The organism is Labrenzia sp. C1B70, from assembly GCF_000475395.1.
Taxonomy (GTDB): Bacteria; Pseudomonadota; Alphaproteobacteria; order Rhizobiales; family Stappiaceae; genus Roseibium; species Roseibium algicola.
On record NZ_AXCE01000002.1, the window covers coordinates 326,049 to 338,734 of the forward strand.

Below are 12,686 nucleotides of genomic sequence, written 5' to 3' on the forward strand. Positions count from 1 at the left end.
TCGCGCCATGCCTCGTAAGCCAGCCTCTTGGTCGCTTCCTGGAAATCAGGGGAGCGATCCGGCCGGTTTGACGCAGCAGGTCTTTCAGGTGGTCGTCAACGCGCGCTGAAGAGAAAACCATGGCACAGAAAAGTGTGGCAGGACCGGAAATCGAACGGCTGATCCAGCTCCTGGCGAAATTGCCGGGGCTTGGCCCGCGTTCGGCGCGCCGTGCCGCGCTGCATCTGATCAAGAAAAAGGATCAGCTGCTGGTGCCGCTGGCGGACGCCATGGGCATTGCTGTTCGGGAAATCGGCATCTGCTCGACTTGTGGCACTGTCGATACGTCCGATCCCTGTACCATCTGTTCAGATCCGAAACGCGATCAGAGTGTTCTGGTGGTGGTCGAGGATGTTGCCGATCTTTGGGCGCTGGAACGTGCCGGTGCGGTCAATGCCCGGTATCACGTCCTGGGCGGTACCCTGTCGCCTCTCGACGGCATCGGCCCGGAGGATCTCAATCTCGCCTCGCTGATCGACCGTTGCGGGTCGGAAGGCTTTTCGGAAGTCATTCTGGCGATAAACGCCACCGTCGAGGGGCAGACAACGGCCCACTACATCATGGACCAGCTGTCCCATCTTGAGGTCAATGTCACCCGCCTGGCCCATGGGGTGCCCGTCGGCGGCGAACTGGACTATCTGGACGAAGGCACGCTGGCGCAGGCGCTGCGCGCCCGGACGCGGTTCTAGAAACACGCTGGAAACCAGGCACCTCGCACACTGCCGAAACCGACAGCCTCACTTCTCATACAAAAACGCCGCGCAAAACAGATCGCCGGGAAACCGGAAGATCTCTCGGCTCGATGTAAAACCAGCTGTCTCGCCCATCGCCAACCAGTCTTCCGGGGTTTCGGGAAAGTCGTGCGTGCTGATGTGTTCCCAGAGGTGGTCATATTCGGCGTCGGTTAGTGAACGAAACCGGTGGCGCAGTTCTTTCTGCCAGCGGTGTGTGTAATCGGCTCGTGTTTCGCCGGGCAGGCACACAGGCTCCGCGCAGACGAAGACGCCGCCCGGCTTGAGCGCGTTGCAGACCGCTGACAGCATTTCCTGCTTTTGCGCGCGCTGAAGATGATGGATGGAATAACCACACCAGATGAAGTTGGCGCTGGCCGGACGGCTCACGATGCCTTCCACCATGTCTTCTTCGGCAAGTTCCACATCATACGGCACGTCCTTCATCACCCGGGCGGCGCATTGCAGCGCCGGGCGTGACAGGTCGAGGGCCTCGTAGGTCGCGACCTTGCTGTCCTGAAGCACCGTTTGCGCAAGACTGGCGTCGCCGCAGGCCAGATCCAGAAAAGCGAAAGGCCTGTCAAAACGTTTGCCGATCTCGTCGCGCAAGAGCTGGCCGATTTCCCGGTGGTGCATTTCGTTGGCACGCACCAGCTTGTGATAGATGTTCCACTCGAACTGGAACATTTTCAGGGCTTCGGGTGCCAGCCCTTTGGTGATGTCGGTGTCGGGGGCGAAATGAAGATGCAGCATCGTGCGGTCCGAACCTGGGGTGTAAAGTACCGGCAACGAACAACCGTTTACCAAATGCTAGTTTCAGAAGCTGGTTTGCACAACAATAAGTTTAGTTTTCGGTCGCCTATCGTCCGCGGGCTTGCACATGATCGGCGCTGCACTTATGTCGAGGCGGTCGTTCACGAGAAATTTGAAGGTGTCATGTTCCAAGCTGCTTCCCGCGCCATGTCCGAGGTGTTCGAACCGCCGTTCCGGGCAATTTTCTGGAAGATGCTTGGCTTTACACTTGGCGTGCTGGTTGTCATCTGGATCGCCCTGCAGGGCGTGATCGCGGCCTTCGTCGCGCTGCCCTATGCCTGGATGGACACGGCAATTTCCGTTCTGACGGGCATTGGCGCAATTTTCGTACTCGGCTTCCTGATTGCGCCTATTTCAGCGCTTTTCGCCGGCCTCTTTCAGGACGAGATCGCGGATATCGTCGACAAGAAGGACTATCCGCACGATCAGCCGGGCCGCGCACTGCCGCTGTCGCAGTCGATCGTGCAGACCATCAAGTTCACCGGCGTCGTGATTTTGGGCAACCTGTTTGCCCTGGTGCTGCTGCTTGTGCCCGGTGTCAATCTGGTCGCCTTCTTCATCGTCAACGGTTACCTGCTCGGCCGGGAATTCTTCGAATTCGCCGCCATGCGGTTTCTTCCGGCGGCCGAGGCGAAGGCATTCCGCAAGGCGCGGGGCGGTACCGTTTTTCTCGGTGGACTGATCATCGCCGGCTTGCTTGCCGTGCCGATTCTCAACCTGGTGACACCGATCTTTGCGACCATCTTCATGCTGCACCTTTTCAAGCTGCTGGCAGCGCAGCGACAGAATGTGGCGCGCGCCTGAAGATTGTCTCGCTCTTGCGAGGCGGGAGACGGCACCCTGCAATTGAGGCTGCCAGGATGGCGCCACGTCACCCGACACTTGCATATCCCATGGCAATCTGACCAAGTGCCCCTCCGAACCGGAGGAGCACATGCAGGAATTGCTGACGGAAATCGCGGAAGCCGCTGCGGCCAATCCCGACAAAGGCAATGTCGCGACCTATATTCCCGAACTGGCAGGCATCGATCCCAACCAGTTCGGCATAGCCGTCGCCCTGGCCGATGGCAGGGTGTTTACCGCCGGCAATGCCGATGTGCCGTTCTCCATCCAGTCCGTCTCCAAGATTTTTGCCCTTGCTCTGGCGCTCGGCCGGGTCGGAGATCAGCTCTGGTACAGGGTTGGGCGCGAACCCTCCGGGCTGTCCTTCGATTCGATCCTGCTTCTGGAGCGGGAAGACGGCATTCCCCGCAATCCGTTCATCAATGCTGGGGCGCTGGTGACGACGGATACCTATCTGGCCGGATCAACGCCACGGGAAGCTCTGGGCGAACTGCTGCGCTTTATTCGCGCCGCCTGCGACGACGACAGCATCCACATGAACGAGAAGGTCGCGAAGTCGGAACTCGCCACCGGACACCGCAATTTCTCCCTTGCCCATTATCTGGCGTCCTACGGCAATCTGCGGGCTTCCGTCGACAAGGTGCTTGGCACCTACTGCCATCAATGCGCCATTGAGATGTCCTGCCGGCAGCTTGCGCTTGCCGGCCGCTTTCTGGTGGATGCGCCCCGGATGCCGGGCCTTGTTTCGATCGAGCGCCGGAGGCGGATCAATGCCCTCATGATGACTTGTGGCCATTACGACGGTTCGGGCGATTTCGCCTTTCGTGTCGGCATGCCGGGCAAAAGTGGTGTCGGCGGCGGCATTCTCGTGATTTCACCAAGCCGGGCGTCGATCGCCGTCTGGTCGCCAGGTCTCAACAAGTACGGCAATTCCAAGCTGGGCACGGAAGCAATGGAGCATTTTGCTCACAAAACCGGCTGGTCGGTGTTCGGCGTTCCCCACGGGGGCGAAGGGGCTCACGTTTAGGTCACTTTCTGTCACCGGATGAATTTAAACGATATAGAAGTAGTTTCCTTGCAATTAGGCCTATAGGATATTTTGACCTTTTGAAGCGTTGGCGCTATTACGCACCTAGACAACGCTTTGATTTGCTTACGTTTGCGTAAACGTAAACTGGGGTGAGGTGAGTTGAGGTTGGGTCGTTTGGCCAGAAGGCTGCGCCGGTTCGTCCGGGGTCGGAATCAGGTTCAAACGGGTCATCTTAAGCGCATTTCGCTCTAGCGTCGTACGGGAGAGGAATTCCATGTCGAACGCCGATCTGCGGGGCAACCGCCCGCTGTCGCCCCATCTTCAGATTTACAAGCCCATTCTGACGATGGTCATGTCGATTCTGCACCGCATCACTGGCGCGGCGCTCTATTTCGGCACTGTCCTGCTGGCCTGGTGGCTGATCGCCGCTGCGGCGGGCCCCAGCTACTTCGATTTCGTCAACGGCATCTACGGCTCGATCATCGGCCGTCTGATCGTGTTCGGCTTCACCTGGGCGCTTGTGCATCACATGCTCGGCGGCCTGCGCCACTTCATCTGGGACATGGGTGCGGGCTTCGGCAAGGAAGCGCGCGAGTGGCTCGCCAAGGCGACCATCATCGGGTCCGTTGCCGTCACGCTGATCCTCTGGATCATCGGCTACGCGGTTCGCTAAGGAGAGTGTCATGACAGATATGCGCACACCCCTGAACAAGGTACGCGGCCTTGGATCTGCCAAGGAAGGCACCGATCACTTCTGGAAGCAGCGTCTGACCGCTGTCGCCAACGTGTTCCTGATCTCGTTCTTCGTGATCCTGGTGATCGCGATGCAGGGCTCCTCCCACGGAGACGTGGTCGAGACCCTCAAGAACCCGCTCGTTTCGATCATCCTGCTCCTGGTTATCCTCTCCGGCGTCTATCACATGAAGCTCGGCATGCAGGTGATCATCGAAGACTATGTGCATGGCGAAGGCATCAAGTTCCTCACGTTGATGGCGAACACCTTCTTCTGCGCCTTTATCGGTTTCGGCTGCGTCTTCGCAGTGCTCAAGATTGGCTTTGGAGGCTGACCCGAATGGCCAAGACGTATGAATTTGTCGACCACACCTATGATGTGGTGGTCGTCGGCGCCGGTGGCGCAGGCCTGCGGGCCACGCTCGGCATGGCCGAGCAGGGCCTGAGAACGGCCTGCATCACCAAGGTGTTTCCGACCCGCTCCCACACCGTTGCTGCCCAGGGCGGCATCGCCGCGTCGCTCAAGAACATGACGCCGGACTGCTGGGAATGGCACATGTACGACACGGTGAAGGGGTCCGACTGGCTCGGGGACACCGACGCCATGGAATACCTGGCCCGTGAAGCGCCAAAGGCGGTCTACGAACTGGAACACTATGGTGTGCCGTTCTCCCGGACCGAAGACGGCCGCATCTATCAGCGCCCGTTCGGCGGCCACATGCAGAACTACGGTGAAGGTCCTCCCGTTCAGCGCACTTGCGCAGCAGCCGACCGGACCGGACACGCCATCCTGCACACGCTGTACGGCCAGTCCCTGCGCAACAATGCCGAATTCTACATCGAGTATTTCGCGCTCGACCTGATCATGTCCGAAGACGGCGTGTGCCAGGGCGTGATCGCGTGGAACCTCGATGACGGCACCATGCATCGCTTTGCCGCCAAGATGGTGGTTCTGGCGACCGGCGGTTACGGCCGCGCCTTCTTCTCGGCAACCTCCGCCCACACCTGCACCGGTGACGGCGGCGGCATGGTGGCCCGTGCGGGCCTGCCGCTTCAGGACATGGAATTCGTCCAGTTCCACCCGACCGGTATCTACGGCTCCGGCTGCCTGATCACCGAAGGGGCACGCGGCGAAGGCGGTTATCTGGTCAACTCCGAGGGCGAACGCTTCATGGAGCGCTACGCACCGTCGGCCAAGGACCTTGCCTCCCGTGACGTGGTCTCGCGCTGCATGACCATGGAAATCCGCGAAGGCCGCGGCGTCGGCAAGGACAAGGACCACATCTTCCTGCACCTGGATCACCTCGATCCGGCTCTGCTGGCCGAACGTCTGCCGGGCATTTCCGAAAGCGCCCGCATCTTCGCCGGCGTGGATGTGACCAAGGATCCGATCCCGGTCCTGCCGACCGTTCACTACAACATGGGCGGCATTCCGACCAACTACTGGGGCGAAGTGCTGAACGCGGACGGCAACAATCCGAACCGCATTCAGGAAGGCCTGATGGCCGTCGGGGAAGCCGGCTGTGCATCGGTTCACGGTGCCAACCGTCTCGGCTCCAACTCGCTGATCGACCTTGTGGTCTTCGGCCGCGCGGCGGCGATCAAGGCAGGCGAGGTCGTCGATCCGAAATCGGCCGTGCCGGCGCCGAACGAAGCTTCCTGTGAAAAGATCATGGACCGCTTCGACAAGCTGCGGAACGCTTCCGGTTCCATCCCGACCGCCGATCTTCGCGACAAGATGCAGCGCGCCATGCAGGAAGATGCTGCCGTCTTCCGGACCCAGGAAAGCCTGGAGCAGGGCTGCAAGCGTCTGACCGAGATCTGGGGCGAAACGAAGGACCTCAAGGTCTCCGACCGTTCGCTGATCTGGAACTCCGATCTGGTGGAAACACTGGAGCTGGAGAACCTGATGGCCAACGCCATCACCACGGTCTACGGCGCGGAAGCCCGCAAGGAAAGCCGCGGCGCCCATGCCCGCGAGGACTACAAGGACGGTCCGTTCGCCGGCCGCGACGACGAGAACTGGCGCAAGCACACGCTCTCGTGGGTCGACGAAGCCGGCAACGTCAAGCTGGACTACCGTCCGGTGGTGCTCGATCCGCTGACCACCCTTGAAGAGGGTGGCATCGATCCGAAGAAGATCGCGCCGAAAGCGCGCGTCTACTAAGGAGACGGCACGGTGAGCCAGGTGGCAACCCTTTTGGACACGAGAAGTCCGTTCGGCACATATCCCGCCGAGCGGATGGTCCGGGCTGCCTGGCGTCTTGCCGACCGGCACGACCTTTCAAAGGGCCTGCGCAAGCGTATCCGCTCCCTCGTGGCGCGGTTCTTCAAGGGCCCCTACGACCTGGAAGCCGACGGTCTGAAGTTCCGGATCTATCCGGGTGAAAACTATGACGACCGCAAGATCCTGGCCAAGGGCCGCCTGCCGGAGCGCGAAGAGCACAAGCTGATCGAACCGCATCTGGGCAAGGGCAAGGTGTTTGTCGATATCGGCGCCAACATCGGCTCCTATTCGATCTTTGCCGCCGGTCTCGGCGCGGAGGTTGTTGCAATAGAGGCCAACCCGCAGACGGCAACGAAGCTCGGCTTCAACGTACGTGCAAACGACCTGGACACCGTGACGGTGGTCAATTCAGCCGTTGGCCCGCGCGACGATACGCTGCCGCTGTGGCAGGAACCGAGCAACTGCGGCTTTGCCACCTTCGTGAAGGACCTGACCACCGGCGAATGGGCTGGCGACTGGACACCGACCTTCGTGAAGGTTCGTCCGCTGACGGCCATAGCCGACGATCAGGGCCTCACCCGGATCGATGTTTTGAAAGTTGATGTGGAAGGCTTTGAGGACCGTGTGGTCCTGCCTTTCCTGAGGCACGCGGACCGGAGCCTCTGGCCCCGCGTGATCCTGCTTGAAACCAATTGCCGGCCCTACTGGACCGAGGATTGCCTGAGTGAACTGGCAAACCGCGGCTACGGGGTAACCGGCCAGACGAATGACAACATGGTCTTTGAGCTCTCTGCCTGAGCGAAAGACGATTTGGCCCTGGACGCGAAACCAAGGGCCCAACGCGGAGCAGTAACGAGATGGTTCAGCTGACGCTTCCCCGGAACTCCCAGGTGACGGAAGGCAAGGTGTGGGACAAGCCGGAAGGCGCCACCAACCTGCGTGAATACCGCATCTATCGCTGGAACCCGGACGATGGCCGCAACCCGCGCGTCGATACCTATTTCATCAATGCGGACGATTGTGGGCCGATGGTGCTCGACGGCCTCATCTACATCAAGAACAAGATCGATCCGACACTGACCTTCCGCCGGTCCTGCCGCGAAGGTATCTGCGGGTCCTGCGCGATGAACATCGACGGCACCAATACTCTGGCCTGCACCAAGGGCATGGACGAGATTGCCGGCGACGTCGTCAAGATCTACCCGCTGCCGCACATGCCGGTGGTCAAGGACCTTGTGCCGGATCTGACCAATTTCTATGCCCAGCACCGCTCGATCGAGCCGTGGCTGAAGACAGTATCGCCAGCCCCGGAAAAGGAATGGCGCCAGTCGCATGAAGACCGGGTGAAGCTTGATGGCCTGTATGAGTGCATTCTGTGCGCCTGCTGTTCCACGTCCTGCCCGAGTTACTGGTGGAACGGCGACCGCTATCTCGGCCCGGCCGTCCTTCTGCAGGCCTATCGCTGGCTGATCGACAGCCGGGACGAGGCCACCGGCGAGCGTCTGGACAATCTGGAAGACCCCTTCCGTCTCTATCGCTGCCACACCATCATGAACTGCTCGCAAGCCTGCCCGAAGGGCCTGAACCCGGCGAAGGCCATTGCCGAGATCAAGAAGATGATGGTCGAACGCCGGGTTTGATTGACCGGTCAGATTTGTTCTGCGATTTGGCCGCCCTCGGGCGGCCATTTCTTTGGGAGGACATGGTCCATGGATCCGCAAATTGTATATGAAATTCAAGCTCGGCTGAAAGAGCTGGAGACTCGGGAGCGGATCACCATTCCGCTGGCCATCGAAAGCGGCAGCAGGGCATGGGGGTTTCCTTCAGCCGACAGTGACTATGACTGCCGCTTTGTCTACGTCCGCACAGTCGAGAAGACGGTGACACTGTTTCCGGTGCGCGACGTCATCGAGGAGCCGCTGACACCGGTCTTCGACATAAACGGCTGGGACCTGGCGAAGGCCCTGCGGCTCATGTATGCGGGCAATGCGGTGATTGTGGAGTGGTTGAAGTCGGTATTCGCCTATCAACTGCACGAACCTTTTCGCGACGCCGCGCTTGACCTAGCAGATGTCGTGTGTGACCGCAGACTAATCTGCAAGCACTACTATCATCTCGCCAAAGCACAGATCCATAGGCAGAATTTTTTCCAAGGCGATGTATCCCTGAAGAAGACGCTCTATTGCCTCAGGCCGCTCGCAGCGCTCATGTGGTTAAGTCACCATCCCGAGCGCGCGGTCGCACCGATGAATTTTCAGGATCTACGTCAGAACGCCGGTTTCCCGGATGTCGTTTCCCGCGAGATCGACATCTTGCTGGAACGCAAAGCGTTGAGTTCCGAAATGGGCTCCGAAAGGTTGAACCCCGTATTGTCTGGGTTCATTCTCGATACTTTCGACGGTTTCCAGTCCTTTGCCAACGCAGGCGAGCCCTGTGCGGTGCATCAGGGCCGAATAGATGATTTCTGGCGGCATTGGTCTGCCGAGCTTAGTCCTCGCTAGAGTGCAAGACCGGCTAGCCCTGAAAACTCACACCTTAGCCCGGCACACCAGAAGCGAGCTGTTGCACCAGCCCCTGAACCCGGGAACACGACCAAGCGTGCGGGTAAGGGCGATTTCAGCGGGTTTCAGCGGGCCCCATTCGAAGGTCTTTCCGCGCAGGTGGTGGAACAGTTTCCCGTGGCGGTTGGTTTCCTCGTACCAGGGGCTGAGCATCGGCAGATAGGGCAGGCACGAGAGATAGCCGATGCCGTGCACCGACTCGATCGTGACCGCGCGGCCGATGATCTCCGACCATTCGTTCAAGGTCATGCGGACCTGGTGCTCGGCGTAGTGCAGGTGGCTCAGCTTTAGCCGGTCGAGACGGTAGAGCTGCGGGACCACGGCTAGGATCAGTCCACCCGGCGCAATGACCTCACCACATTGACGCATCACGGATTCGATCGCCGGTCCACGGCCTGGCAGATGCTCCAGCACGTCCAGAAGGGCGATCACATCCGGTTGCCAGGGAAGGTCGTCGCGGTGTTCGGAAAGACGGGTGGCATCCAGCACGATGTCCGGTTCGAACGCCGCTTCATAATCGGCACCGCAATAGTCGAAATCCAGGCCGGTGTCGGCGAGATATTCTTTCGAAATCGAGGTCGAGCAACCGATATCGAGAATGCGCGGCGGCCGACCAAGGTCTTGTGCCCAGTCCCGGATGGTGCGGGCGACAATGTCGAACTTCACCGTTCCGTACAGGTTTCTCTGGGCGTTCGCGAGCTTCTTGACCAGATACTGCGAATGGACCGTAACTTCGGATTGCTCATCATCCGCTAGGTCTGGTCTCTCTGTTCGATCCAGAGTTTGGTGCACACTGCCTCTCCTTCTGTCGCCAAGCGGTGAATGCCGGGTTCGTAGGTGTAGGTGGTCAGGTCGGCCATCAGCACGATCAGTTCGCCGAGGATCAGCTCGACCACTTCATCGGCAACGCTGCCGGAGCCGGGAATGAAATTGGCCGGGTAGCCGTCGTTGACGAGGCAGATCTGCTTGTCCGCCCCCTGTTGGCCGGGAAGCTGGAAAGCCTTGATTGACGGATGAATGTCGCAGGCTGGCGACTGTTCCAGAAAATCGACGTCGATTTCGATACGCCGGGAACTGGCGCTCGCCACCAGGCAGCCGTTGCGAAGCTGCTGCAGCACGTCCCGGGTTATCGACAAGCGCCCTGCCGCCCCGACGACCAGGTCGCATTGCTCGAGATCCGTGGGATGAAGGGTCGCCGGATAACCTGACAACCTTGCTTCTGCGATTTTCAGCGGGTCGACATCGATCAGCGAGACGATGACATCCAGCCGGCGCAGGGCCTTGGCCACGCCGAAGCCGATCCAGCCTGCTCCGAAGACAGCAGCGCGCCGGCCGGCCAGGGAGTTGCCGAGATCGCGCATGAGCCCATCCAGGCACCGGGCAATGGTCTCGCCGCAACGTACCGCTTCCAGGCGCTTCAGCTCGCTGTCGGCACAGTGGAGCACAGGCACCCGCAGCCGTGTCTGCCCGGCCCGCCAGACGCCTTGCTTGGTGATCTCCACCACGCCTTCGACAAGGTGCAGCTGATCCTGAAACCGCTCGTGCAGCAATTCGACGGCATAACCGCCGACTTCCTGAATGACGAGCTTCTGGTCGGAGGCCCGGCAGGCATCCAGGCTCTTCTGCAAGGCCTTGGCCAGGACCTCTTTGAATTCTGGCTCGGTCTTCGGGCACTGGACCTTGTCGCCGTATACGGCCTGCCATTTAAGACGTGTCACATCACTACCGGAGGAATACGGGATGCCGATGATTGCATCGAAATCCATGACCCCTTCCAGCGCATCGATCATGCGCCTTGTGTCGTCAAACAGATGCGCCACCAGCAGATACCGGTGCGCTTCACTCTTGAAGAGATCGAGCCGCTTGACCAGCGCCGGCAGATAGTCCGCACGTCGGGCATAGGCGGGCGCGGCCGCGGTAGATATGTCGCTTAATGGATGCATTGTTAGTTATTCCGAGGGTTCTGCCATTCTGGCACTGCGCCGCCGGTACGCACAAGTGCGAGTTGTGAAATAGACAGGAAAAATGAGGCAGCAATCCAACAACTTTTGAGCCACTGCACAGGAACTGCACAAACAATACTGAAAAGCCGCTCGGCCACGCCCTTTTGTGTCCTGTTCTGTCTTCAATGATCGCCCTGTTGACCGGGTGTCCGCCTGACGGGACATCCTTCTGGCAGAGGGTTGATTTGCATGACAAGCGATACTGAAAACGACACCATTGAACAACCGCAGGAGCGACCTCAATTTTCGCAGCCCCGCTCACCCCGTGAACAGCCGGTGCGCCGAACGTCTTTTCTTGGGTCTCCGGCAGTCAAGTTCGTGATCATCGGAGTGTTGACCGTGATGCTGCTGGTGCCGAGCCTGTTTGTCTGGCTGCTGGTGGAAGAACGGGCCGAAAGGGCCCGGGATGTCGCTCAGGACATCGCCCGGTCCTGGGGTGGCGTCCAGGAGATCAACGGACCCTACCTGGTTGTTCCGTTCAGCGAGACCTTCACTGTTTCCACCGGAGAAAACGCCAAGACCGAAATTCGCTGGCACACTGCAATCCTGTTTCCGGAAAAGCTGGATGTGAGTGGCGACATCTCCGTTCAGGAGCGCAGGAAATCGATCTATTCGCTGCCCGTCTATCATGGCGACGTGACATTGAAGGGCCGGTTCGCGGCAACGTCGTCCGAAAACTTTCAGCCGCAGTTCGGTGGGCAAATCGACATTGCCGGGGACAAGGCGGTTCTTGTGGTCGGCATCGGCGACATCGCAGCGCTGAAAAGCGAGGTCGCACTGGTCCTGAACGACAGTGGTTCCGTGCCGTTCGAGCCTGGGCTCGGGCCGCTGACAATGGAGCCGATACGGCGGTCTGTTGCCGCGATCAACGCGTCCGGTATCAACGCACCTGTCGCTGCGGGTTTGTGGCGAAACGGCTTTTCTTTCGACATCCCGATGCAGCTGAACGGCTCCACCGCCTTCTACGTTGCCCCGGCCGGTCAAACGACCAGCGTATCCCTTCAATCCGACTGGCCGCATCCCGGCTTCACCGGCGCATTCCTGCCGGAAGCCCGAGAAATCGGTGATGCCGGTTTCAACGCATCCTGGACCATCCCCTATCTTGCCCGCGGCATTCCCAAACTGGTGCTCGGCCCGCAAATGCCGTTGCAAAACAAGGTTCTGGGAGTGCAATTCGTTGAACCCGTCAATTTCTATCAGACCATTTCCAGGTCGTTGAAATACGCAGTCTGCTTCATCAGTCTGACCTTCCTGGCGGTCTTCGTTCTGGAAATGCGCTCCGGATGGCGGGTCCATTGGATCCAGTATGGCCTGGTCGGACTGTCCCTGATCGTCTTCTACGTCATGCTGCTTGCCTTTGCAGAGCATGTTGGCTACGGCCTGGCCTATCTTGTCGCCGCTGCCGCCGCGACGCTGCTGAATGCGCTCTATATCGGGACTTCGCTCAAGAGCCGTCTTGCCGGAAGCGTGATGCTTGCGGTCCTGGCTGCGATATTCGGCGTGCTTTATGCGCTCATGCAGGAGCAGGACTACGCGCTCCTGATCGGTTCGATGATCGGGTTCCTGTCACTTGCCGTTACCATGTTTGCCACCCAGCGGATCGACTGGTCCGGGCAACAACAGGTCGGCATGAGGCCGCAAGCCGAAGCGGTCTGACGGTCATTCTGTCATTCCGGTATGTCGCCAATCCGGTCGGCGGTGTGGCTT

The 12,686-nt window shown here is 59.9% G+C and carries 13 protein-coding genes; 10 read left to right on the plus strand and 3 right to left on the minus strand.

The window, feature by feature from the left end; translation table 11 throughout:
• Positions 1-119 precede the first annotated feature (119 nt).
• Complete coding sequence (gene recR, locus Q666_RS36155; protein WP_022999043.1) at positions 120-728, plus strand: recombination mediator RecR; 609 nt, start codon at positions 120-122, stop codon at positions 726-728.
• 48 nt (positions 729-776) lie between these two features.
• Here the strand turns inward: recR and Q666_RS36160 are convergent, their stop codons facing one another.
• Entirely contained in the window at positions 777-1,523 is a 747-nt protein-coding gene (locus Q666_RS36160; RefSeq protein WP_022999042.1) for a class I SAM-dependent methyltransferase, read from the minus strand.
• Between the two features lie 183 nt (positions 1,524-1,706).
• On the opposite strand from Q666_RS36160, the gene Q666_RS36165 reads away from it, so the two are divergent.
• The 8 genes from Q666_RS36165 to Q666_RS36200 all read left to right on the plus strand — a co-directional run bounded on the left by Q666_RS36165 (position 1,707) and on the right by Q666_RS36200 (position 8,916).
• Entirely contained in the window at positions 1,707-2,387 is a 681-nt protein-coding gene (locus Q666_RS36165) for a sulfate transporter family protein (RefSeq protein WP_022999041.1), read from the plus strand.
• Between the two features lie 130 nt (positions 2,388-2,517).
• Positions 2,518-3,453 carry a glutaminase gene (locus Q666_RS36170; protein ID WP_022999040.1) on the plus strand — a complete coding sequence of 312 codons (936 nt, stop codon included), beginning with the start codon at positions 2,518-2,520 and terminating at the stop codon, positions 3,451-3,453.
• Between the two features lie 277 nt (positions 3,454-3,730).
• Positions 3,731-4,129 carry a succinate dehydrogenase, cytochrome b556 subunit gene (gene sdhC, locus Q666_RS36175; protein ID WP_022999039.1) on the plus strand — a complete coding sequence of 133 codons (399 nt, stop codon included), beginning with the start codon at positions 3,731-3,733 and terminating at the stop codon, positions 4,127-4,129.
• Between the two features lie 10 nt (positions 4,130-4,139).
• The gene (gene sdhD / locus Q666_RS36180; RefSeq protein ID WP_022999038.1) at positions 4,140-4,523 is read left to right on the plus strand and encodes a succinate dehydrogenase, hydrophobic membrane anchor protein; all 384 of its coding nucleotides are present in this window, start codon (positions 4,140-4,142) and stop codon (positions 4,521-4,523) included.
• Between the two features lie 5 nt (positions 4,524-4,528).
• Positions 4,529-6,355 (plus strand): succinate dehydrogenase flavoprotein subunit, encoded by a 1,827-nt coding sequence (gene sdhA / locus Q666_RS36185; RefSeq protein ID WP_022999037.1) that lies wholly within the window; start codon positions 4,529-4,531, stop codon positions 6,353-6,355.
• A gap of 12 nt (positions 6,356-6,367) precedes the next feature.
• Positions 6,368-7,213, plus strand: a complete 846-nt coding sequence (locus tag Q666_RS36190) for an FkbM family methyltransferase (protein ID WP_031268686.1) — start codon at positions 6,368-6,370, stop codon at positions 7,211-7,213.
• Between the two features lie 59 nt (positions 7,214-7,272).
• Positions 7,273-8,055, plus strand: a complete 783-nt coding sequence (locus Q666_RS36195; RefSeq protein ID WP_031268685.1) for a succinate dehydrogenase iron-sulfur subunit — start codon at positions 7,273-7,275, stop codon at positions 8,053-8,055.
• Entirely contained in the window at positions 8,056-8,916 is an 861-nt protein-coding gene (locus Q666_RS36200) for a nucleotidyltransferase domain-containing protein (protein WP_152533253.1), read from the plus strand.
• Positions 8,917-8,943: 27 nt separating this feature from the next.
• Here Q666_RS36200 and Q666_RS36205 read toward each other — a convergent pair whose 3' ends face one another.
• Both Q666_RS36205 and Q666_RS36210 read right to left on the minus strand, forming a co-directional pair.
• Complete coding sequence (locus Q666_RS36205) at positions 8,944-9,768, minus strand: methyltransferase domain-containing protein (RefSeq protein ID WP_208993819.1); 825 nt, start codon at positions 9,766-9,768, stop codon at positions 8,944-8,946.
• Positions 9,729-10,919: an S-adenosylhomocysteine hydrolase gene (locus tag Q666_RS36210; protein WP_022999032.1), complete on the minus strand. Its 1,191-nt coding sequence runs from the start codon at positions 10,917-10,919 to the stop codon at positions 9,729-9,731. The genes Q666_RS36205 and Q666_RS36210 overlap by 40 nt, the downstream gene beginning before the upstream one ends.
• Before the next feature lie 249 nt (positions 10,920-11,168).
• Between Q666_RS36210 and creD the strand changes: the two genes are divergently transcribed.
• On the plus strand, positions 11,169-12,635 hold the full coding sequence (gene creD / locus Q666_RS36215; protein WP_022999031.1) for a cell envelope integrity protein CreD: 1,467 nt from the start codon (positions 11,169-11,171) through the stop codon (positions 12,633-12,635).
• Positions 12,636-12,686: the final 51 nt, after the last annotated feature.